This is a genomic window from Colwellia sp. PAMC 20917 (genome assembly GCF_001767295.1).
Lineage (GTDB): Bacteria > Pseudomonadota > Gammaproteobacteria > Enterobacterales > Alteromonadaceae > Colwellia_A.
In genome coordinates this window covers 1,276,549-1,297,399 of sequence record NZ_CP014944.1, presented here as the reverse complement: position 1 = coordinate 1,297,399, position 20,851 = coordinate 1,276,549, and the positions used below count along the sequence as shown (strand labels likewise).

At 37.7% G+C, this 20,851-nt stretch carries 23 protein-coding genes; 11 read left to right on the top strand and 12 right to left on the bottom strand.

Annotated features, from left to right (window positions below):
- The first annotated feature begins 151 nt into the window (after positions 1-151).
- The 3 genes from A3Q34_RS20395 to A3Q34_RS05500 all read left to right on the top strand — a co-directional run bounded on the left by A3Q34_RS20395 (position 152) and on the right by A3Q34_RS05500 (position 2,413).
- Positions 152-313 (top strand): hypothetical protein, encoded by a 162-nt coding sequence (locus A3Q34_RS20395; protein ID WP_157470832.1) that lies wholly within the window; start codon positions 152-154, stop codon positions 311-313.
- A gap of 20 nt (positions 314-333) precedes the next feature.
- On the top strand, positions 334-1,572 hold the full coding sequence (pcaF, locus tag A3Q34_RS05505; RefSeq protein ID WP_070374449.1) for a 3-oxoadipyl-CoA thiolase: 1,239 nt from the start codon (positions 334-336) through the stop codon (positions 1,570-1,572).
- A 190-nt stretch (positions 1,573-1,762) separates the two neighbouring features.
- Positions 1,763-2,413 (top strand): lysoplasmalogenase, encoded by a 651-nt coding sequence (locus A3Q34_RS05500; protein WP_070374448.1) that lies wholly within the window; start codon positions 1,763-1,765, stop codon positions 2,411-2,413.
- 6 nt (positions 2,414-2,419) lie between these two features.
- On the opposite strand, the gene A3Q34_RS05495 is transcribed toward A3Q34_RS05500, so the two are convergent.
- Positions 2,420-3,352: a LysR family transcriptional regulator gene (locus A3Q34_RS05495; RefSeq protein ID WP_070374447.1), complete on the bottom strand. Its 933-nt coding sequence runs from the start codon at positions 3,350-3,352 to the stop codon at positions 2,420-2,422.
- A gap of 107 nt (positions 3,353-3,459) precedes the next feature.
- On the opposite strand from A3Q34_RS05495, the gene A3Q34_RS05490 reads away from it, so the two are divergent.
- Positions 3,460-3,987, top strand: a complete 528-nt coding sequence (locus tag A3Q34_RS05490; protein ID WP_070374446.1) for an NADPH-dependent FMN reductase — start codon at positions 3,460-3,462, stop codon at positions 3,985-3,987.
- Here A3Q34_RS05490 and cobD read toward each other — a convergent pair.
- The 5 genes from cobD to A3Q34_RS05465 form a co-directional block, all read right to left on the bottom strand.
- Positions 3,961-5,031, bottom strand: coding sequence for a threonine-phosphate decarboxylase CobD (gene cobD / locus A3Q34_RS05485; protein ID WP_070374445.1), 1,071 nt, complete (start codon positions 5,029-5,031; stop codon positions 3,961-3,963). The genes A3Q34_RS05490 and cobD overlap by 27 nt on opposite strands.
- Positions 5,031-5,996, bottom strand: coding sequence for a cobalamin biosynthesis protein CobD/CbiB (locus tag A3Q34_RS05480; protein WP_070374444.1), 966 nt, complete (start codon positions 5,994-5,996; stop codon positions 5,031-5,033). Before A3Q34_RS05480 ends, cobD begins: the two co-directional genes overlap by 1 nt.
- Complete coding sequence (locus A3Q34_RS05475; protein WP_070374443.1) at positions 5,993-6,685, bottom strand: histidine phosphatase family protein; 693 nt, start codon at positions 6,683-6,685, stop codon at positions 5,993-5,995. The genes A3Q34_RS05480 and A3Q34_RS05475 overlap by 4 nt, the downstream gene beginning before the upstream one ends.
- 75 nt (positions 6,686-6,760) lie before the next feature.
- Positions 6,761-7,375 (bottom strand): MlaC/ttg2D family ABC transporter substrate-binding protein, encoded by a 615-nt coding sequence (locus A3Q34_RS05470; RefSeq protein WP_083277911.1) that lies wholly within the window; start codon positions 7,373-7,375, stop codon positions 6,761-6,763.
- Between the two features lie 168 nt (positions 7,376-7,543).
- The gene (locus A3Q34_RS05465; RefSeq protein ID WP_070374442.1) at positions 7,544-8,131 is read right to left on the bottom strand and encodes a TetR/AcrR family transcriptional regulator; all 588 of its coding nucleotides are present in this window, start codon (positions 8,129-8,131) and stop codon (positions 7,544-7,546) included.
- Between the two features lie 344 nt (positions 8,132-8,475).
- Here A3Q34_RS05465 and A3Q34_RS05460 point away from each other — a divergent pair, with 344 nt between their 5' ends.
- Positions 8,476-9,471: a catalase family peroxidase gene (locus tag A3Q34_RS05460; protein ID WP_070374441.1), complete on the top strand. Its 996-nt coding sequence runs from the start codon at positions 8,476-8,478 to the stop codon at positions 9,469-9,471.
- Between the two features lie 184 nt (positions 9,472-9,655).
- Here the strand turns inward: A3Q34_RS05460 and A3Q34_RS20850 are convergent, their stop codons facing one another.
- From A3Q34_RS20850 to A3Q34_RS05435, 5 genes are all read right to left on the bottom strand, one after another.
- Entirely contained in the window at positions 9,656-10,564 is a 909-nt protein-coding gene (locus A3Q34_RS20850; RefSeq protein ID WP_231907432.1) for a hypothetical protein, read from the bottom strand.
- A 393-nt stretch (positions 10,565-10,957) separates the two neighbouring features.
- The gene (locus A3Q34_RS05450; protein ID WP_070374440.1) at positions 10,958-12,433 is read right to left on the bottom strand and encodes a carbon starvation CstA family protein; all 1,476 of its coding nucleotides are present in this window, start codon (positions 12,431-12,433) and stop codon (positions 10,958-10,960) included.
- Positions 12,434-12,909: 476 nt separating this feature from the next.
- Complete coding sequence (locus A3Q34_RS05445; RefSeq protein ID WP_070374439.1) at positions 12,910-13,344, bottom strand: Replicative DNA helicase; 435 nt, start codon at positions 13,342-13,344, stop codon at positions 12,910-12,912.
- A 369-nt stretch (positions 13,345-13,713) separates the two neighbouring features.
- Positions 13,714-13,992, bottom strand: coding sequence for a hypothetical protein (locus A3Q34_RS05440; RefSeq protein ID WP_070374438.1), 279 nt, complete (start codon positions 13,990-13,992; stop codon positions 13,714-13,716).
- A gap of 159 nt (positions 13,993-14,151) precedes the next feature.
- Positions 14,152-15,027 (bottom strand): LysR family transcriptional regulator, encoded by an 876-nt coding sequence (locus A3Q34_RS05435; RefSeq protein WP_070374437.1) that lies wholly within the window; start codon positions 15,025-15,027, stop codon positions 14,152-14,154.
- 101 nt (positions 15,028-15,128) lie between these two features.
- Between A3Q34_RS05435 and maoP the strand changes: the two genes are divergently transcribed.
- On the top strand, positions 15,129-15,449 hold the full coding sequence (gene maoP / locus A3Q34_RS05430; RefSeq protein WP_070374436.1) for a DUF413 domain-containing protein: 321 nt from the start codon (positions 15,129-15,131) through the stop codon (positions 15,447-15,449).
- A gap of 98 nt (positions 15,450-15,547) precedes the next feature.
- Here maoP and A3Q34_RS05425 read toward each other — a convergent pair whose 3' ends face one another.
- Complete coding sequence (locus tag A3Q34_RS05425; RefSeq protein ID WP_070374435.1) at positions 15,548-16,030, bottom strand: DUF1353 domain-containing protein; 483 nt, start codon at positions 16,028-16,030, stop codon at positions 15,548-15,550.
- Between the two features lie 124 nt (positions 16,031-16,154).
- Between A3Q34_RS05425 and A3Q34_RS05420 the strand changes: the two genes are divergently transcribed.
- The 5 genes from A3Q34_RS05420 to A3Q34_RS05400 all read left to right on the top strand — a co-directional run bounded on the left by A3Q34_RS05420 (position 16,155) and on the right by A3Q34_RS05400 (position 20,845).
- The gene (locus A3Q34_RS05420) at positions 16,155-17,501 is read left to right on the top strand and encodes a magnesium transporter (RefSeq protein ID WP_070374434.1); all 1,347 of its coding nucleotides are present in this window, start codon (positions 16,155-16,157) and stop codon (positions 17,499-17,501) included.
- Positions 17,502-17,875: 374 nt separating this feature from the next.
- Positions 17,876-18,094, top strand: coding sequence for a hypothetical protein (locus A3Q34_RS05415; RefSeq protein WP_070374433.1), 219 nt, complete (start codon positions 17,876-17,878; stop codon positions 18,092-18,094).
- Positions 18,095-18,120: 26 nt separating this feature from the next.
- Positions 18,121-18,372, top strand: a complete 252-nt coding sequence (locus A3Q34_RS05410; RefSeq protein ID WP_070374432.1) for a hypothetical protein — start codon at positions 18,121-18,123, stop codon at positions 18,370-18,372.
- 527 nt (positions 18,373-18,899) lie between these two features.
- Positions 18,900-19,805, top strand: coding sequence for a 30S ribosomal protein S6--L-glutamate ligase (rimK, locus tag A3Q34_RS05405; protein ID WP_070374431.1), 906 nt, complete (start codon positions 18,900-18,902; stop codon positions 19,803-19,805).
- Positions 19,806-19,819: 14 nt separating this feature from the next.
- Positions 19,820-20,845, top strand: coding sequence for a succinylglutamate desuccinylase/aspartoacylase family protein (locus A3Q34_RS05400; RefSeq protein ID WP_070374430.1), 1,026 nt, complete (start codon positions 19,820-19,822; stop codon positions 20,843-20,845).
- Positions 20,846-20,851: the final 6 nt, after the last annotated feature.

Genomic DNA, 20,851 nt, shown 5'->3' with positions numbered 1-20,851 from the left:
ATGAAGTTTTGTAGTTTTTAACTGAATCAACTCGAGTAAAACGTCTGTCACAAGGTTATTGTGGGTCAATCAAGGTTAACTTGATATCTTTAATCTATTCGGTGATTTTATCAATAAATCGGGATTCTCAGTAAAAAGAGGGAGAATAGACTTGGCGTTGTCAGTCATTTCTTGTGCTTTTACCGGTAAAGAAAAAATAGTTAAAGAAAAAATAGTTAAAGAAAAAATAGTTAAAGAAAAAATAGTTAAAGAAAAAGTGCTTATCATGGCGCTTATGATTATGCTGAGGTCAGTTAGATCGCAGCACCGATAAACTCAAAAGAGAATATATACATGAGTGCCTTTTCAACAAAAACTGAAAATAGCGGACAAAATGAAGTCTTTATTTGTGATGCGATTAGAACACCCATTGGCCGTTATGGTGGCTCGCTAGCGACCATAAGGGCTGATGACCTAGCCGCTTTACCCTTAAAAGCATTAATGGTACGAAATCCAGCACTAGATTTTAGCCAAGTAGACGATGTTATTTTAGGTTGTGCTAACCAAGCAGGGGAAGACAACCGTAATATTGCTCGTATGGCAACGTTATTAGCCGGCTTACCTTATCAAGTACCCGCAACAACGCTAAACCGTCTATGCGGCTCAGGTTTGAATGCTGTCGGCATTGCTATGCAGGCGATTAAATCAGGCGAAGCTGAAATGATTATTGCCGGTGGTGTTGAAAGCATGACTCGTGCGCCTTTTGTGATCGGCAAAGCGGAAGGTGATTTTTCGCGTACTCAAGAAATGTTTGATACGACTATGGGCTGGCGCTTTGTTAACAAAGCACTCGATAGCGCTTATGGTACTGAAAGTATGCCACAAACAGCAGAAAACCTTGCCGAAGAGTTTAACATTAGCCGAGCAGACCAAGACAAGTTTGCTTTTGCTAGCCAGCAAAAAGCGGCGAGTGCCCAACAAGCTGGATTTTTTGCCGAAGAAATAATGCCTGTCAGTGTTATAAAAGGTAAAGAAGAGCCTATTATTTTCTCTCAAGATGAGCATCTTCGCCTAACAAGCTTAGAAAAAATGTTAGCACTCAAACCTTTTGTTCATGCCAAAGGCAGTATTACCGCGGGTAATGCCTCAGGGATTAATGATGGCGCTGCCGCAATCTTATTGGCGTCAAGTCAATCGGTGCAAAAAAACAACTTAACTCCGATTGCTAAAGTGCTAGGTATGGCTGTCACTGGTGTACCGCCACGTATTATGGGGATTGGCCCAGTACCGGCAACACAAAAACTATTAAAACGTTTAAACTTATCGCTTGAAGATATCGACCTTATTGAACTGAACGAAGCTTTTGCAGTACAAGCTTTAGCTTGTATTCGCGAATTAGGTTTACAAGATGACGATCCGCGTATTAACCCACAAGGTGGCGCCATAGCCTTAGGGCATCCTTTGGGCATGAGTGGTGCGCGTTTAATAACGTCTGCGGCTCGACAACTACAACGTACCAACAAGCGTTATGCACTGTGTACCATGTGCATAGGTGTCGGCCAGGGCATAGCCTTAATTATTGAAAGAGTTTAAGCCATTTAAAAGCCAAATAGCTTAAAAATGGCGTAGGGTATACTCCCTTTGTTGTCTGTGCAAATAAATAGCGACCACTAGTTTAGCGATATTATTTTGAACTGAATGATGACTTATTTTCTATTTTTAAGTAGATAGTGATTTTTAGCGAAGGTTTATAACCAAGGTTTATACAAAGAAGATGACAGCAATGACCCGATCCCATTTACTTTTATTTTTGCTTACTGCCTGTGGCTTTATGGTGAGTATTTTTTTTAAGCCTTATCCGCTGAGCTGGTTAGTAAAAATTTTGCCGATATTAGTGTTATTGCATTTTTCATGGCAAAACAGTAGAGGTACTAAAGAACGCGCTCATAAGTTATTTATGATCGGTTTGGTTTTCTCTATTTTTGGTGATTTCTTTTTAGATTATGACCGAATTAATTGGTTTGTACTCGGCTTAGCGGCTTTCTTAGTGGCTCATCTTTTTTACATCTTTAGCTTAAAGCCCTTAGTAGCCAAGCCTATTATCAGTAAACGTTTACCACTTATTTCGCTTTATTGTATCTATGGCGTTGGCGTGTTTTTGGTCATATACGCAGGCTTAGGCGAGTTGTTTATCCCGGTATTGGTTTATATGACCATACTGCTATTAATGGGGATCACCACCTTACTTTCACAAAAAGCTAATATTTGGCTAATTATCGGTGGGCTCAGCTTTATTCTTTCTGATTCACTCATTGGGCTTAATCAGTTTTATCATCAAATACCTTATGCCAGTGTTTGGATCATGATTAGCTATTACTTCGCCCAACTGGCATTAGTTAACGGCATGTTTACTCAGGATAATAATTTAGCGTAGTTGTGGTTAACTATCGCCTAACTTATCGACAATAAAGTCGATAAAGCATTTCACTTTAGCAGGCATATTTTTTCTGCTGGGATAAACCAAGTAAACACCAATGTTTATTGGCATAAAGTCTTCAAACAAGGGCACTAATTTCCCTGTTGCCACCTCTTCACGTAAATTAAATAATGGCATACGAATAATACCTTGTCCTGCTAAGCATAACGAAATCATCATTTCTGAGTTATTACATGATACTCGACTGGTTACATGTGTTTGCGTTACTTGGCCATTCTGGCTGCGGTACTGCCAAGTTTCAGGTGTTTTTAAGTTACGGTAACTGATCATGTGATGATCGACCAATTCATCGGGATGTTTAGGTCGACCATATTGTGTTAAGTACTCAGGAGAAGCGAGTGTTAAGCTGGTTGAGTTCATAAAACGTCGGCTAATTAAGCTTGAGTCTTCAAGTTGCATAGCGGCTCTTATCACAATATCAAAGCCATCAGCAATCAAATCAACTTTATGATCGTTTAAGTCGATGTCTAAGGTTACTTTCGGATACTTAGCCATAAATTCAGCGAGGATCGGCCGAATACGAGAAACACCTATACCAATAGGACAGCTTAACTTTAATCGACCTTGCGGTATTTGCTGACGTCCAGAAAGGCTATTTTCAACGTGCAAAGCATCTTCAATGATCTGTTGGCATTGTTGATAATAGACTTCGCCTTCCGATGTTAAACTTAAAGTTCGGGTCGTGCGGTGCAGCAAGCGGACGCCTAAACGGGTTTCTAGCTTACTAACCTCCTTGCTGATATAAGACGTAGAGTGCTGCATTTTTTCAGCAGCATTGACAAAACTTTTGCTTTGCACAACTTGGACAAAAACAGCTATACCATCAAGTAAGTTACTTTGACTTTGTGAAGAAGAAAATAATGTATTAGCTTTCATATGGAAATAATGTATCTGTAAGTAAGTTATTAATCTTATATAGGAAACAAATTACACTATCTTCACTGAAATACCTATTGTTACCTTTTCTTACCTTTGGAGTTTATATGAAAATTATCGCTTTTGCTGCCAGTAGTAGTCGTCAATCCATTAATAAACAGTTAGTGAGCTATGCCGCTAGTCTCGTTGAAAATGCACAAGTTGAAGTACTTGATATTAACGATTATGAAATGCCTTTATATAGTGCCGATAGAGAAGCTGAACTCGGTAAACCGCAGTTAGCACAAGACTTTCTTGATAAAATAGCCAATGCAGATGCTTTGGTCATTGGTTTTGCTGAGCATAATGGTTCTTATACGGCCGCCTATAAAAACTTATTTGACTGGAGCTCTCGCACGCTACAAAAAGTCTATCAGCATAAACCTATGGTTCTATTAGCGACGTCACCAGGACCCGGTGGCGCAGCAACTGTTCTTGCCGCCGCTGTAGGATCGGCACCCTTTTTTGATGGCGAGGTAAAAGCCCATTTATCTATTCCTAGTTTTTATGACAATTTTGATGCCGACAAAGGACAGTTAAAAAAGGGTGAGTTAACTGAAAAGCTCGCTTCAGCTATGGCTATGCTCAGCCAATAATTTTGCTAATATCTGGTATTGCTCTTGATCTGGTATGCCAAAACGCAAAGCATTTTTTTCGTCGCACAAGCGCACGTAAAGTCCTTGGCTACAGAATTTTTGATAAAGTTCTGTAGCTTGGGGATGAAAGAGGGTTTTAAATAAACCACACCCAGTGATGGTGATGCTTGGGTCATTGCTTTTATCTTGGTTAGGTAAAAAAGTTTTTGCCAATAACGCTTCTAACTTTATTGATAAGGCGATTAACTGCTGTTGTTGCGCTACTTGCCAGACTTTATTCTTTAAGGCTTGCTCAGTAATAAATTGAGCCGGGCCATTAACTTCCCAAGGTGAAGATAACTGCTGTAGTTTACTTATCCAAGAAGGGTGTGCACTTACAAAGCCTATTCTGATCCCCGCTAAACCAAAAAATTTACCGATTGAACGTAACACAAAAAGATGTTTATTGGCCGTTAAGTGGATCAGCGATTGACTCGGTGTTATGACATCCATAAAAGCTTCATCAACAATTAACCAACCTGACAATGATTCAAGCGTCGTTAACAGTGTGGTTAATGTTTGCTGTTGCTGTAATTCACCGGTTGGATTATTAGGGTTAATCACCACAACAATCGCGTAGCGAGATAGCGCTTCGCAAGTGGGTAACTGTTGATAATTTTTTATGGTAAAACCAGCATCATGCCATGCTCGTTCATGCTCTTTATAGCCCACTTCCGGTAACCATACCTCTATAGCGTTTGCTGGCTGATTGATATGATTAAGATAGAGTGCAGGTAAACGAGCAATAACCGCTTGGCTACCGCTCGTTACGCTAATATTCTGTGTACCATAATAATTTTTAGCCGCAGATAGCATTGCTTGGTTTGGCTGTGGTAACTGTTGCCAGATATTTTCAGGAATAGCGGGGATCGGGTAATTAATTGGGCTGATACCTGTTGACAAGTCTAGCCATTTTTCCAAGGGAATTTGATAGCGTTGGGCAACTTCATTGAGCTGACCACCGTGTACTAACAGGGGCGAACTTCCATCAGCTTGATTGTCCATCACAAATTTACACTATAAAAGTAATGCAGGAGCTGATAGCAAAAATAAGTAAACATCAAAATAATAACCGCTTTATTGACCAGGTTTATACTACGAAAAATATCATTTTTAACAACGCTATTACCGCAACCTAATGGTGTCGACGTTACTGTCTTGCCATGATAAGTCGCTGTTCCACCCAGCGTAAAGTTTAGAGCGCTGGCGCCCGTAGCCATTACCCAACCGCCATTTAGGCTTTTATAATGCTGGCCTTGTCGATAACCATTATTTAGCGCACTGATCATTTTTGAGCAAGAAAAATTTGTTTGGCAAGCATAAAGTAATGCGGTGATTTTTGCACTTGGCCAACCGAGTAAGTCGTCCATGCGGGCAGCACACCAACCAAAATTGATAAAACGTTGATTTTTATAGCCCCACATTGCATCTAATGTATTGGCGAGTCGATGTAAAATCACCAGTGGAATACCACCAATAATAAACCAAAAGAAACTAGCAACAGCGGCGTCATGACCATTTTCTAGGACAGACTCAACGGTTGCACGGGAAATTTCTTGTTCGGATAGGTCTGCTGTATTTCGGCTAACTAAATAACCACAAAAATATCGTGCGGTGGCTAAGTCATTTTTATTAAGGGGATTAAATATTTGTAAAGCATGTAATTGTAGACTTTTTAAACCGATAGCGAAATAAAGGACTAAGGCATCTAAGCACCAAAAAAATAGCTGGTTTTGGTGAAAGTAATAATAAAGAATAGGTAAAGGTAAACATAAGATAAGCCACGATAAAATCCCCAATAATCGAGGCAACAATATGGAGGTTGTTTTCGGTGTCGCATGCTGAAAGTTAACGGTATGCTCTATTGCGGTACTTAACCAACCAAAGCCTACTAAAGGATGAAATCGTTTTACTTCGCCGAACCAACGATCTAGCAGGTATGCCATCACCATGATCACTGAGCTTGTCATCGCGGCATTATCACCGCTGAAGGTTTAGTGATGTCGTGTGTCGCTATAAGGGTAAATACTTTAGTTTTACACTGGTAGGCAAGCTGAAAAATGCAGCCATTATCAAAGGCTTTTTGTTGACTGTTAATTGCTTGTTTATCAGAAAAATTTTCAACAAACAAAGATAAAAAACAGCGTAATATATCGCCGTGACTAACCACAAGAATACTCTTAATCGCTATGTCGTTGGGCTTAGTGGTCGTTTTATCTTGTGGCGATTTTTGATCATCACTAGTATTAGCAATCTCAATTAATGCTTGTTGAAAGCGAAGTGCGCAGTCAATACCCGATTCTCCACTCGGCGGTGCGGAGGCGTTTACTTGATGAAAAATAGCATGGAAGTTTTTTTCTAATTTAACTTCGTCAATAACTTTTCCTTGCCAGAGGCCAAAATCTCGCTCGATTAAGGCCGGCGCAAAGTTAAGTGGACAATCTACTGTCAGTTGACAAATTTCAGCGGTACTTTTTGCTCTTGGTAATGTTGAGCTTACAATAAGGTCTATCTTGTGATCAACTAGTTGCCTAGCAATTCCATCAGCTTGTCGATAGCCTTTATCGGTTAAAGGGCTATCTAACTGTCCTTGAAACTTCCCTATTTTATTCCACTGTGTTTCGCCGTGGCGCGTAAGATAAAAATTAATAACCGTCATTTATGCTAATACTTACTCATGCATTGATAATATTACAAAATATTTTAGCATAGCTTGATGACGGAATTAGAGAACTTATTGATTAAAAGAAGCTAACTCTAAGGTCACTTGGTCAATGCCACTCTTTTGGATCCGTTGGCTTATTTCAGCTTCTTTACTACTGAGTAAAGAGATACCTTCGATGATCATATCGTAAGCTTTCCATTGACTTGTTTGTCTGTCTTGGCGCATTTGAAAAGTAATGTTAATTTCAGGCGCATTGGCATTACGAATAACTGAATTAACACCAACAATTCTAGCGCCATTGGTTGATTTATGAGATTCAAATGCAACGTCTTGTTGTTTATATTGTTTTAACGCTATTGCGTAAGTTCTTACTAAGTAACTGCGCATAGAAACAACAAATTTTTCACGCTGTTCTGGGGTCATCGTTCTCAAATTTCTACCTAAAACCTTGAATGCGGCGTATTTGTAATCTATTGATGGCATTAACTCTTCTTCAACAATATCACGCATCAGTTCAGGGAATTTTTTCAGTGACTCTTGATCTTTAGCAATACGAGAAAACAAACGTTCTCCTGTTTCAGCAATTACTGTGTATGGAGAGTTTTCAATGCTGAAGGCATTGCTGGAAAAGCTTGCCAATGAAGTCATGAATAAGAGAGTAAATATTGCCATTAAGTGTTTCATGTTTTTGTCCGTATTTGAGAGAGCGTATTAAGTGCTGAGTTCATTGTTAATTCATTAGGGGTATTTTACATACCGACCATGCGGTATGTAAATACTTAATTGATATTTTTTATTACTATTTGCTATATCGGCTGTGAAAAGCCAAGGAGATAAGTGAAAAGAGTGGCGTTAATGACTTCTAAGATTTCTAATATAGTTGCACAGTTCTTTGATGACTTTTTCAAAGAGGTCTTTATTTTTAGAACTTTTACTTAAACTAGAAGAACCATGAAAAGTTGAAACAATAAAATAGGCAACTTGGCTAAAATCAATGTCGTCACGAAGCTGGTTAGCGACACGTTGTAAGTTAATGGCGATAAGTTGGTTGAGTTGTTGCTGCATGTTTAAAATACGTAAGCGAAAGCCTTCATCTACGCCAGACATCTCTTGGCAAAGGTTATTTAAAGGACAACCACAAACAATTTCGTCACAAGATGAATTAGTATACATAGCGGTAAAAAAGTCGCATAAACCTTCAATAGGATCATCTACCTCTACTGCTGGCTGCCATAATTCTAAAAACATGGGTGTATAAATTTCTTCAAAAACAGCGTAGCCCAACTCCATTTTATTTTTAAAATGATGATACAAGGCACCTTTTGAAACTTCACAGCGCACTAAAATACAAGATAAGCTTGTTGCGATGAAACCCTTTTTATGAATTTCATCCGCACTTATTTCTAGTATTTTTTGACGAGTTAGCTCTGCGTCTCTCATATTCAGGACTTAATTAACTATTAATGATAATTCATTCTAACCGACCGGTGGGTAGGTTGTAAACCCAGCTTTTTTATTGATGAAAGATTTGAAGTCGAATAAGAATGTTTTGTGTCATTAAGTCGTTATTATTTTTACCATAACTATGACAACAAATTTTTTTAGTCTTATGCTCGTTGGTCGTGAACTATTTATTACACTTTTTTTTAGTCTTATGCTCGTTGGTCGTGAACTATTTATTACACTATTAAGGTCCTTTGCTATGCTTGTAGATAATACTCTAGATCTTATCGATGACATTTTTTGTCATTTGAACTATTGAAATAACCACACTAAGGAAACCAATGAAACATAATCTCATCACCTCAAGTATTAGTGCTTTTTTTCTCATCGCTACTGCGACAGCAACATCGACCGCTGCAGCCACTGATAAAGAAGTTGTCGCTAATGATTTTGTTGAAATATTTGAAAAATTGGGCGGGAAACATCCTGGCTATAGAAAAGCACATGCTAAAGGTTTGTGTGCATCGGGTACTTTTGTGCCAACACCCAATCAACATTTTACTGGAGCTGCTTTGTTATCGAACGGCGAACTACCGGTATCTATTCGCTTTTCCGTTGGTGGTTCAAATCCCAATAGTGATGAAAAAGCGGCTGGTACACGCGGCATGGGCATGCAAATAAAGTTACCTGATGGCTCTTTCCACACTTTTACTGGTAACAACTTTCCGGTGTTTGCCGGTAAAAATCCAGAAGTTTTTCATGGTTTTTTATCGACATTACTTCCTGACGAAAATGGTAAAACTGATCCCGCTAAAACCATGGCATATATTCAACAACACCCGAGTGTTCAAGCTAATGCTATATGGAATAAAACGGCTAAAACAGCCGCTTCATTTGCCAACACTGAGTTCTTTGGTTTGCACACTTTTTACTTTGACCAACCTAATCAACAGAAAACTAAATTTCGCTGGACCATTGAGCCTAATTTAGGGGTGAAAACATTAGAAAAAGCTGAGGCTGCCAAAATGCCTACTGAGTTTTTAGCGGATACCTTTGCGCAACAGCTTAAAGATGAGACGGTCAGTTTTAACATTATGGCAAGTTTAGGTGAAGCACAAGACAGTGATATTGACCCATCACAACAGTGGCCAAGTGAGCGTCCTCAAGTAATGCTAGGCACAGTGACCGTTAATACCAGTGGTAGCGATGCATGTAAAAATACTAATTTTGATCCTAATATGATGTCAGCAGGCTTTACGCCAAGTGATGATCCGGTATTAAGAATGCGCTCACCAGCTTATGCTATATCTTTTGGCAAAAGGTTGAGTGGTCAATAAGTGACTTGCTAGCAGGTATAAATCAGCATTGCTTTTATGAAATGGGGGTCAGTAAAACTGACCCCATCTGTCATTGATTTGACAATAAATGGTTAGCAAAGGGCAGTTGTTTCTTGTTTTTATGGTGAATGTTAACAAGTTTAATAATTCATCGCTGCTGGTAAAGTCTTTATGCAATTAAGCTTTATTTACTGTTTACTTCAAACATTATTTTTAGCCATCTTAAGTCTTTAGGTCCAAGGCTCGCTTTTTTGTGCAGAGATGGCGTTTGATAAACCTCCTTGTAAACATGACAAATAGCGACCTCAGTTAGTTCTCGCCATCTTTCTCCATCAAGCTCAGGAATACTGCCATCAGCTAAATTGGCGTCAGTTATTGGGTCGTGCTGCAATTCTGTGGTACGTAGTGTCAACTCTAATTCTTGTAATATAGGATTAATAACCTGCAGTGTACTTGCATCAGCAAATTCTTTTGCAATATGCGCATCAGCTTCTTCTATTGATTTATTCAGCTGATGCTGGGAAAGTTTCTCTCCCGTAGGACGCAAGCCGTACTTATTAATTATACCGCCAACACTGGGTAACAATGCTTTTGCCGCAATACCTACGCCCAATAATGGATTTACCACAGCGGCTAAACCACCCACTAATAGCATGCCATATGTGAGTTTTTTATCTAGCGCGTCAATTTGATCGGCCAAAGATTCAATACTGTTTGGATTACTTGCGCTTTTATTTCTTACCATCTCTTCTGCGGATTGGCGCATATAATTTTTAAGCATTTCTTCTGAATGCTGGTTGGGGAAGTGAAAAACACGCCTTTTGGGTAGGTTGTTAATTTCTGGAACCGCATTCGGGAGACACCGCATGGTGTGCAAGGCAAATTTATATTCTGAGAGTTGGAAAGGTATAACAAAATAGTGTTTTTCGTCATACTGGATATCGTTATATTTGTCTGACTTCTCTGCGGAAATAAAGACGGGTAAACCATTCACTTTTTCTTTAACAATGGAGTAATTAGCCGCTAACTCTCCTGTGGCTTTGTCGGCAACTGAGCGAACGACATAGAGTCCTTTTTTAAAAAAATTTTGCATAAGTTTTGCAATTCCCTTGGCATATTGTCAGTAACACGATAATGTTTTTTACTATAAGAGTACTAATACCCAATATTTTAGCTTCAGCATAATAATTATTGGCGTTTTGCGCGACAGTAACATTTTTTATATTGGCAAGGTTTCAAAGGCTAGGGAAATTAAAAATATAAGTGTACGCCTTCCTGTTGGCTGTTACTGCTTAGAATACGTTAATTATCTCCAGTTATCAATTTGGCTTAGGTCTGATTGAACCGCTAGAAAATAAGGACTTTCTTTAACTTTTCATCCTGAAAAATTAACAGTAATTGCGCTTTATTGGGCAGATACAAATCAAAAAGCAGTGCTAATTAGCACTGCTTTTTTCTTAATGTTAAACATTAAACATCTTAAATATTAAGCTGTTGTTGAGGCAATATTTACCCGTTTATTGTGTGCCACTATTAATAAGATAAGTGAGATAACACCGACCACAGCCCCGATTAATTTGCCATATTCACTGGATAAATTTAAGCCTATTCCTGCCGTCATAATATAAGAGACACTAACACTAGTACCAACAATGGCAGGTAAACTGACAATCCAATGGAAAGTGCCACGGTCAAACAAAAATTTAGTGGCTAGCCATAATACGCTGGTAGAAAGTAGCATGTTTGAAAAAGCAAAATAACGCCATATTATTGAAAAATCTAATTTTGTCATAAAATAAGCAATAACTAAAATAGGCACGGCTAACAAGAGGCGGTTGCGTAAACTTTGTGGGATATTAAATGCATCCACTAAGGTTAGACGCAAGGACCGAAAAGCGGTATCTCCAGAAGTGATAGGGAATATCGCAACGGCAATAATAGCCATAATGCCACCGAGTGCGCCAAGGTAGCTGTTTGCAATATGGTTAACCACTAAGCCAGGACCCCCTTGGTCAAGCAATGCTTTAAGTTCTGAGTAACCTTCAGGAAATGCTGCTATACCGGCTAAGGCCCAAACACAACCTACAATGCCTTCGCACATCATCGCGCCATAATAGACTGGGCGTACATATTTTTCATTGGTTAAACAACGCGCGATAATCGGTGCTTGTGTCGAATGGAAACCACTAATTGCGCCACAGGTAATTGTTATAAATAATAATGGCCAGACAGGGAGACCGTCAGCATTAGGCTCTAAAAAGTCATGACTGTAATGGTCTGAGTTAAAATACCCCAAAAAATCACCAGCGACAGGTAAGTGTGGCGCATTCATAAGTAATGATATCGCGATAAGCGAGGTCATCACTATCATGAGTAAACCAAAAAGGGGGTAGAGCTTGGTTATTATCTTATCTATGGGTAACAGTGTTGCCAGTAAATAGTAGCCTAAAATAACTAAAACCCAAAAGGTATTACCGGCTAAAAATGTGCCTTCAAAATAACTTAAATTACTTAATAATCCGGCAGGACTCATGATAAAAACAACGCCAACAAAAAACAGTAGCATGGTGGTGAATATCAACATTATCCCTTTAAAGTAAACGTTGTAATAGTGACCTGCAATTTCAGGCAAACTTTTACCATCTTCTTTAATACTCATGACCCCAGAAAAGTAATCATGTACTGCGCCACCTAAAATATTACCAAGTACAATCCAAATAAGTGCAACCGGTCCATAGAGAGCACCAAGGATAGGACCAAAAATAGGACCTACCCCGGCAATATTTAAAAACTGAATAAGAAAGGCTTTAACTGGGTGGATGGCAACATAATCAACCCCTTCTTCAAAACGTACTTGAGGTGTTTTGATTGTTTCATCAATGCCCGCTTGTTTTTCAATGAAAGGGCTATAAAATTTATAGCCCAATATTAATAGAGTGATACAGATAAAAAAGATAATCATGATTGTTTATTACTCCGTTCTAGTGAATAGATCCATTCAGGGGGAGCACAGATGTGTGCAAGCGACTATTTGCTAAGTATTACCTATATATACTGAGTATCAAAGGAGAATTTATGTTTATTCCCCCCACTTTATTTAGCATTGGGCAATACTTTATGCTCTTTGTTTAGTTAATATTTTTTTGGCTTTACATAACGTTTATAAAGTCATACTCAGTATGAAAAATTATTTCGGGGATATATTGAGTTCATATTAGGCGAACAGCGGCGATAAAGGCATACATTGAATGCAACAGGAGGATATTAACTTTCTAATTAAAGCAAATAAGAACCAGAAGTAATAAGGTAAAGCGACCTTACTATAGCTTATAAATTAGGCATTGCAGTCGTCTACGCTAGCAGGCGACTGTATCAATTTAGGTGTAACTTGATTATTGATCAAAGCTAAATAAAGTTACTCGCTGGCCGATGAGTTATTTAGTAAGGACTCGATACTTCACTTTTTAACGCTTCTAATAAATCATGAATTTCAGCTTTTAATTCTTTGTCGACAATTTTATTACAGCTGATTTTTGCTTTTTCTAAGTTTTCAATCGCATTTTCTTTTTCACCTAATTCAACTTGCAGTGATGCAAGGGAGAAGCCAATTGATGAACGAAAATCTTTTGAATTAATCTCTTCTGCTTTAAGTAATGCTTTCTCGTAAATTGAAATGGCTAAGGGTAAATCATCGGTAAAGTCAGCCAGTGTTTCCCACTGTACAGGATGGTCTTTATCGGTACTTTCATTATCATCACAGAGTTGTTTTAATTCACTGTAGCAATTGTCAAAGTTGATTTGATTTCTTTCCTGAGCAGCAAGCATTAACTCTCCAGCCAAAGCAAATACGCGCTTATAGATTTTTGTATTCATGGTTATTAGTACTCTTAAGTTGTTTGAGGTCTAGGTGCTAGCGGTTGACTTGCAAGGTCTATTCTTGATTTGTGGTTTTTGATGTTATCAAGCCTTATTGTGTCACTATTAAAACCTAAATGGGCTGTTTGATATTTTAACACCAGTTTTAACTTTAGACTAGTTTAGACCTGAAAATTGAAGAGCTATGACTCAGTAATAAACTTAATCACTTTTTTAATGGAAGTGAGTTGATAACAACGTTTTGTTTGACTCACTCAATGGCAATTTAGTGGCGGGTAATCTTTTTTTGCTAAAGAACTAAACGCGAATTAATTCATCATTAATTCGCGTTACTATTATTTTATCAATTAAGCGTTAATTATGCGCTTAATCCCAATCATCATAGTAATCTTGAGTGAACCTTCTCAGTTGTCGTTCTTCTTGCAGTTGTTCAATTTTTTTCTTGGCTAAATAAGTACGTTTGTTACTGTGTCTTGATTTTTTTACATCGCTAGGTGAGGTATGTAACTCAAATTCAGCAATGTTATTGTCACTATCGTTATCATCATCATCATTGTTATTATCATCTCCTTCGTTTGAAGACAGATCATAGTTAAAACTTATTTCATCAGAAGCTGATAACTCATAATTAGAATTGATATTCATTGTTATATCACCAAAGGATACTCAAGTAAAAACAGCATAATCTACGCTTTTTACTAACAAGAAAAGTAAAATATTTTTACGTTAACGATAAATGATTTTTACTAAAAACATTTTGTATTGACTGTGCTGGTTCGCTAGCAAGCGTATCCGCTTTTTATCTTACTGGGGGCTCATAATAGCGGGGGCTTCGGGCTGATCTTTTCTCAGTAAATTTTTAATATCAATAATGCGTTCTTCATTCTCATTTTCTTTATGGAAGGCAATAAATAGTTCACGTTCGAAAATAGGCAGGGTATTGATTTTAAATAACTTTCCTTGTTCTACAAAAGGTTTTGCTAGCATGTCTGGCAGATAGGCACTCCCGCCACATTGCAGCATTAAATCAAGTGCAATACGCGCTGTACTCGTTCTAATTGCAGGAATTGAGATGTCAGGAAATTCTTTAGCATGCCAGTGAGTAAAGCTAGTTCCCCAATCAATCATAATATAACGCTGTAGGTCTGCGGCGGTTGTTATTTTGTTATTAAAAGTTGTCACGGGGATTAAATTAAACATATGCAAAGATTCAATCTTTAGCTCTTCTACTTTTGGGGGATCAAATAGAATGGCAACATCTAAAGTGCGCTCAAGTAGTTGTCTGGTTAATTGCTCTCGCGATAATATTTCAGCGATTAAACTGATTTGTGGCTCATTGATATATATCTTTGAAATGGCATCATGTATATAAACATCCCAAGTATTAGGTGTGCCGGCAATATAAATGTGCGCAACTTTTTCAGTGCTTATGGCAATATCTTGTTTTGCCATTCGAAGGGTATTGATCATAAGCTCCGCGTAGGGGACAAGCTTTTCTCCTGCGGGTGTTAATTGAATATTGTTTCTGGTGCGTTGAAACAAGGACACATTAAAGTATTTCTCTAACTGACGAACTCTGGTACTAACCGCCGCTTGAGTCAGATATAGGTTTTCGGCCGCTTTACCAAAGTGACGACAATCCTTAACTTCTAAGAAGGTTTTAATTAACTCAATATCCATACTGCAATCTCTTATCGATACGATAATTATTATTTGTTTTACAGCCTTGCTTGTTAGCCGCATAATCCGCTAAAACCTATACCCTGTCAATAGAGGCGCAAATGACTTTAATACATGGATTTATTGCTGCAACACAATTTTACGATGATGTAAATTTCCCACGTGGTTTCAGAAAATCTGGAGATTTCAATATCGCCGAAGCAGAATTATTAACACAGCTAGGCAAACGTTTACTGATGTTAGAAAAAGCTATTTGTTCGCCAGAAAATGACGTTGAAATACAGTTTGTCAACATGTGTGAATCACAACTTGAAGGTCAAACTAAAGTTGAACTGTTGTGGAAAAAATACATAAAAATAACTAGGCATAAGTCGTTTCATTGTTTAAATGGCAGCATATTTACTCAAGCAGCAGCCCGTTAGTCGATAGAACAATCAATATGCAGTAGATTTAAGGATAAACTTACCAATAAGTTTATCCTCTTCTTAACAAATTCTAGGTTGAGACTTTTAAAATTTTCTTATTTGTCCTCAGGTAATAACGTAGGCTTAGTTTTGCGCTGAAATGTTAGCCAATTGACCCAACCAAAAGCCATACACAGTACCCATATAAAATAATCAATCAGCAGTAGTTCGTTCCTTTCTATACCGACTTTGCGGATCAGTGTTGACCATTTTAAAAAACCATAGCCTTCTTTAAATTTAAATATTTTATCATCCTGCTTAGCCCATAAATAATTATACTCAAAACAAAAGTCATGCAAAATAACTGGGATGAGTAATAACCCTGTTGGCGAGAAGAAAAGCCAGACTATTGCCGGATACGAACTACCATCAAAAATAAAGCCTTTCGGAATTATAACGATTCTTTTGTTAGGTAAGGTATAATGCCAATCTTCGATAAGTTGCCATTGCCGCTTCTTAAAAAGTAATCGCCACAATTTGGAATAAAATGAAAACTTTTGCGTTTTTATAGCAAAAGGCTGTAATTTTGGCATTTTCATTAGTTTTCTAGTTTAATGATTAGAGAATAATGCGATTCTATAGTTAAATAACCCATAAAATAAAACGCAAAATTTTACTTAGTTTGATTCAAAAAATTTGTTGAAATCTTTATTAGGAAATTAAATGTCCCTAGAACTACTCCCTACTTATATTGAAAAAATCGAAGAACTATTAGCCAACGATCTTCAATTAAATGAATTAGCTGCTGAGATTGAAGATACGCTCATGCCAGAGCACGTAGCAATTCTTTTAGAAGCTTTCCCTATCAAACCTCGATTAAGTCTTTGGGCGTTGTTGAGCGCGGATTATCAACAAAATATTTTTCTAGAGATGAAAAATGAATCTCGGCAGATGTTATTAAATGCAATGGATGACGACGCCTGTTTTCCTTTGTTTGATAAATTAGATGCCAACAGTTTAATAGAACTTACTGAAGATTTAAGCGATCGCTTTATTGAATATGCTGTCACAAAAATGACAGCTAAACAAAGAGAGTACTTAAAAAAGGCTCAAGATTATTCTGAAGATGAAGTGGGACGTTGGCAAAGCTTTGACGAAAAAAGAATTTCGCAAAAATTGAAAGTGGCAGCCGCAAAGAAAGTGTGTGCAAAAAATTTATTACCGTTAACTGAAGTTATTTATGTTGTTGATAATAATGCCCAATTACTTGGTGAAATCCCCATCAATAAATTGTTGCTTTTAGATGGTGATACTCCCTTAGCCAGTGTGGAGTATCAAGATGTTCAAGTGTTAGAAGCCAGTAAAGATATAGATGAATCAATTGACGAAGTGATCCTTTCTGGAAAATCAGCATTACCTATCGTTGATGAAAATGGCCATTTAACCGGCCGTTTAGATTTGCACTCTGCTTATAGGTACAAAGACCAGCAAAAAGATAATCAATTAATGCAATCGGCTGGTTTGAGTGATGAAGAAGATTTATTTGCCAGTGTTTGGTTAAGTAGTAAAAACCGAGCGATTTGGCTGGGTATTAACCTAGTGACTGCATTTTTAGCTTCTTGGTTTATTGGTTTATTTGAAGCGACCTTACAACAAGTTGTTGCACTTGCCGTGCTTATGCCTGTGGTTGCATCGATGGGCGGTATTTCAGGTAGTCAAACGTTAACCTTGATTATACGTGGTTTAGCGTTAGGGCAAATTAGTGATGCTAATAGGCAGGCTATCGTTAAAAAAGAGCTTAAAGTTGGCGCAATTAATGGCATGTTATGGGCGACGGTCATCGGCATCATCACTTTTTACTGGTTTGAAAATCCAATGCTATCAGTCACCATTTGTATCGCTATTTTAGGTAATATTTTAGTGGCTTCGTTATCAGGGGTATGGATACCTTGGATATTAAATAAATTTAACATCGACCCAGCATTATCTGGAGCTGTTATTTTAACAACCGTAACCGATATATTTGGTTTTATAGCCTTTCTTGGCTGCGGTACATTATTACTGCTTTAGAAAAAATCAGCTTAGTTAACGTTTTATCGTTATTTTAGCGATAAAGAGTGTGGATATTCTCAGCGCTGAAAAGAATAATGTTGCTGCTTCTTGCAGGCCAATTGAATTTTTCAAGCCGCTGAGAATTACTTTATTGTTAAGGAATAATTGGCTTTAAATTTATCTTCTTGTTTTTTAAGGTTTTATAGTTTTTTTGTTCTCCCCTGTCACGTTTTTATCTTTCAATACTCGCACTCAATATATCAAGGGTTGGCTAATTTCCTTGTTTAACAAAAAAAATTGATTAGTTAAACGAAAATATTTTGCTTTTCAATTATCAAATAGTGGAACATTATCCAACCAGAATCTAATTATGATTTTTTTGAAGGCAAAAAATGAATATTGATACATACGAAAGTACTGGCATAGGTAGCAATTTGAATTTCAATCCTGGTATCACTGGATTCGAAGTAACGAGTGTCTCTGCAAATAAAAAAGAAATTAGCAATATCGCCAAACAAAAATATCTGGTTAAAGAAAGATTAGATATTTTAAATGAAAAAAGGTTCCTTGACCGTCAACTTAATTCATTAAGTGACTATTGGGATATGTAAGTAATTTTAATTTAAAGAGAATATTTATGAAAAAAACAATTTTAGCTATCGCTTTATTAGCCCTAACTTCAGGCATAGCGCACAGTGAAGAAGCAGAACCTGCTTTAATGGATGCACCTAGTGACTACGTATCAAGTCTTTTAAGTCAATGTAAAGAATACGCTATTGAAGATGAGATAGCAGAAGCTGATATGAAAACTTATTTATTAAATTGTATCAATGACGAATTAAAAGAAGGCGATTACAAAGCAATAAAGGTTTTACCTAAAGACGAGTAATCGTTTTTTATTACCAGCTTGTCTAAGTCACTCAAATTATTTAGACCACTTAATATAAGTGGTTTTTATAATTTGAGTTCACTTAACTCACTTCATCTATGCGTAAATTAACACAGCTATTGATTATTCTTAACAAGCTTACCCTTCATATTTTGTTCTAAAACTCTGCCAGTATTGCCACTTTAAAAATCCTATACAAAAGAACCTGCCATTATTCATTTAAGCCATTTTACCGGGAAAAATCACAGTTTAGTCCAATGTTGTAGAGCCAATCAATTTGTCTAAACAAGTCAAAGTTGCTCAGTGACTTATCCTAAAAAATTTTAATCGTTATTTTTTTCAACTATTGACGTAAAATATTCTATAATAACGACTTTATAATTATATAAATCGCCGTCTAATCATTTTATTTGATTAAACGTATCGAAATATAGCGCTTTATTATTTAATGAGCTAACTATACACTCGATATTACTTATTACCTCACTCTTTAGCCTTAAATAAAGGTGAGCACTACAGGACTTATTATGAAAGTTGCTATCTTATCTAGAAACAAAAACCTTTACTCTACGCGCCGTTTAAAAGAAGCCGGCGAAGCTATGGGCCATGAAGTTGATATTATCGATACACTACACTGTTATATGGATATCACGAGTACTCGTTCAGCTGTGCGTTACAAGGGTAAAGAATTGCCAAAGTATGATGCAATTATTCCTCGTATTGGCGCCTCTGTGACTTTTTATGGCACGGCTGTGGCAAGACAATTTGAAATGATGGGTACCTTCAATATTAATGAATCCGTCGCTATCAGCCGCTCACGCGATAAATTACGGTCATTACAGTTGTTATCGCGTAAGGGGTTGGGGCTACCGAGAACAGGTTTTGCAAACAAGCCAGATAATGCTAAAGATCTGATTAAAAATGTTGGCGGCGCGCCAGTGGTTATTAAGTTACTCGAAGGTACGCAGGGCATAGGCGTCGTATTAGCTGATACGGCTAAATCGGCTGAAGCCATCATCGAAGCATTCATGGGCTTAAAAGCGAACATCTTAGTACAAGAATTTGTTAAAGAAGCCGGTGGTGCAGATATTCGCTGTTTAGTGATTGGCGGTAAAGTGGTTGCGGCGATGAAACGTCAAGGCGCTGAAGGTGAGTTTCGTTCTAATTTACATCGCGGCGGCTCTGCTACTGTGGTTAAATTATCGAAAGAAGAGCGTGACACAGCAGTTAAAGCGGCAAAAGCAATGGGCTTGAACATGTGTGGCGTCGATTTACTGCGTTCACAAAATGGTCCTATGGTCATGGAAGTTAATTCATCTCCTGGCCTTGAAGGTATTGAAAAAGCGACAGGCAAAAATGTTGCAGGTATGGTGTTTGAGTTTTTAGAAAAAAATGCAAAACCTCATGATACTAAAACACGTGGCAAAGGATAATTAAAGAGAGTTTTATGGACATATTACGTATAGGTGAGTTCGAAATTTTACCTGGAGAGCAGCGCAAAATCGAGTTGCCAGTTGCTAAGTTATATACCGATGCCGACGTTTCTTTGCCCGTTCATATTATTCGCGCTAAAAAACCAGGGCCCACTATTTTTTTGAGTGCGGCGGTACATGGCGACGAATTAAACGGTATTGAAATTATTCGACGCTTGATCCACGAAAAGAAACTTAAGATAACGCGAGGCACGGTTATTGCTGTTCCTATGGTTAACGTTTATGGCGTAGTCAATCAAAGTCGCTATATGCCTGACCGTCGTGATCTAAATCGCTGTTTTCCCGGCTCTGCGAAAGGCTCTTTAGCAGGACGCGTTGCTTATATATTTCTCAATGAAATCGTTAAGCATTGTGATTACGGTATCGATTTACATACCGGGGCAATTCATCGCTCAAACCTGCCACAAATTAGGGCGGATATGTCTGATCCCGACACTAAAGCCTTGGCGGAAGTGTTTGGCGTACCGGTAGTGTTGAACTCTACTTTAGTTGACGGCTCGTTAAGAGAATCAGCCGTTAAAAACGAAACTAAAATACTCTTATATGAAGCGGGTGAAGCGCTGCGTTTTGATGAGTTTTCAATTCGAGCGGGCATGAAAGGTATCTTAAATGTATTGCAGCATTTAGGTATGACCAGAAAAGTTGTCCGCACCAAGAAGAAAAAACGTATGCCGTTTATTGCTAATGGCAGCCAATGGGTACGCGCTAACGCTAGTGGTATTGTTCATAATATTGTTAATTTGGGCGATCAGATCACTAAAGGTCAAGTGTTAGCCGAAATTGGTAGTCCATACGGTGCAATATTTGATTCGGTTAAAGCAACACGCTCAGGCATTTTAATTGGTAAGCAAAACATACCCTTAGTTCAAGAAGGTGAAGCCATGTTTCATGTTGCTTATTTCAGTGAAAATGATGAAGAAATTGCGGGTCATATCGAAAATGTACAAGAGCAGCTTTTACCTGAAAATGACGACAGCTAGGGAAGC

Bases quoted from the DNA above. Each gene is read 5' to 3' on its own strand.
- A3Q34_RS05490 (WP_070374446.1), top strand. From the start codon at position 3,460: ATGAAAATTATCGCTTTTGCTGCCAGTAGTAGTCGTCAATCCATTAAT.
- A3Q34_RS05440 (WP_070374438.1), bottom strand. From the start codon at position 13,992: ATGAATATCAATTCTAATTATGAGTTATCAGCTTCTGATGAAATAAGT.
- A3Q34_RS05435 (WP_070374437.1), bottom strand. From the start codon at position 15,027: ATGGATATTGAGTTAATTAAAACCTTCTTAGAAGTTAAGGATTGTCGT.
- pcaF (WP_070374449.1), top strand. From the start codon at position 334: ATGAGTGCCTTTTCAACAAAAACTGAAAATAGCGGACAAAATGAAGTC.
- A3Q34_RS05460 (WP_070374441.1), top strand. From the start codon at position 8,476: ATGAAACATAATCTCATCACCTCAAGTATTAGTGCTTTTTTTCTCATC.
- cobD (WP_070374445.1), bottom strand. From the start codon at position 5,031: ATGGACAATCAAGCTGATGGAAGTTCGCCCCTGTTAGTACACGGTGGT.
- A3Q34_RS05480 (WP_070374444.1), bottom strand. From the start codon at position 5,996: ATGACAAGCTCAGTGATCATGGTGATGGCATACCTGCTAGATCGTTGG.
- A3Q34_RS05420 (WP_070374434.1), top strand. From the start codon at position 16,155: ATGTCCCTAGAACTACTCCCTACTTATATTGAAAAAATCGAAGAACTA.
- A3Q34_RS05450 (WP_070374440.1), bottom strand. From the start codon at position 12,433: ATGATTATCTTTTTTATCTGTATCACTCTATTAATATTGGGCTATAAA.
- A3Q34_RS05400 (WP_070374430.1), top strand. From the start codon at position 19,820: ATGGACATATTACGTATAGGTGAGTTCGAAATTTTACCTGGAGAGCAG.
- A3Q34_RS05415 (WP_070374433.1), top strand. From the start codon at position 17,876: ATGAATATTGATACATACGAAAGTACTGGCATAGGTAGCAATTTGAAT.
- A3Q34_RS05500 (WP_070374448.1), top strand. From the start codon at position 1,763: ATGACCCGATCCCATTTACTTTTATTTTTGCTTACTGCCTGTGGCTTT.
- A3Q34_RS05425 (WP_070374435.1), bottom strand. From the start codon at position 16,030: ATGAAAATGCCAAAATTACAGCCTTTTGCTATAAAAACGCAAAAGTTT.
- A3Q34_RS05470 (WP_083277911.1), bottom strand. From the start codon at position 7,375: ATGAAACACTTAATGGCAATATTTACTCTCTTATTCATGACTTCATTG.
- A3Q34_RS05495 (WP_070374447.1), bottom strand. From the start codon at position 3,352: ATGAAAGCTAATACATTATTTTCTTCTTCACAAAGTCAAAGTAACTTA.
- A3Q34_RS05475 (WP_070374443.1), bottom strand. From the start codon at position 6,685: ATGACGGTTATTAATTTTTATCTTACGCGCCACGGCGAAACACAGTGG.
- A3Q34_RS05445 (WP_070374439.1), bottom strand. From the start codon at position 13,344: ATGAATACAAAAATCTATAAGCGCGTATTTGCTTTGGCTGGAGAGTTA.
- maoP (WP_070374436.1), top strand. From the start codon at position 15,129: ATGACTTTAATACATGGATTTATTGCTGCAACACAATTTTACGATGAT.
- rimK (WP_070374431.1), top strand. From the start codon at position 18,900: ATGAAAGTTGCTATCTTATCTAGAAACAAAAACCTTTACTCTACGCGC.
- A3Q34_RS20850 (WP_231907432.1), bottom strand. From the start codon at position 10,564: ATGCAAAATTTTTTTAAAAAAGGACTCTATGTCGTTCGCTCAGTTGCC.
- A3Q34_RS05465 (WP_070374442.1), bottom strand. From the start codon at position 8,131: ATGAGAGACGCAGAGCTAACTCGTCAAAAAATACTAGAAATAAGTGCG.
- A3Q34_RS05410 (WP_070374432.1), top strand. From the start codon at position 18,121: ATGAAAAAAACAATTTTAGCTATCGCTTTATTAGCCCTAACTTCAGGC.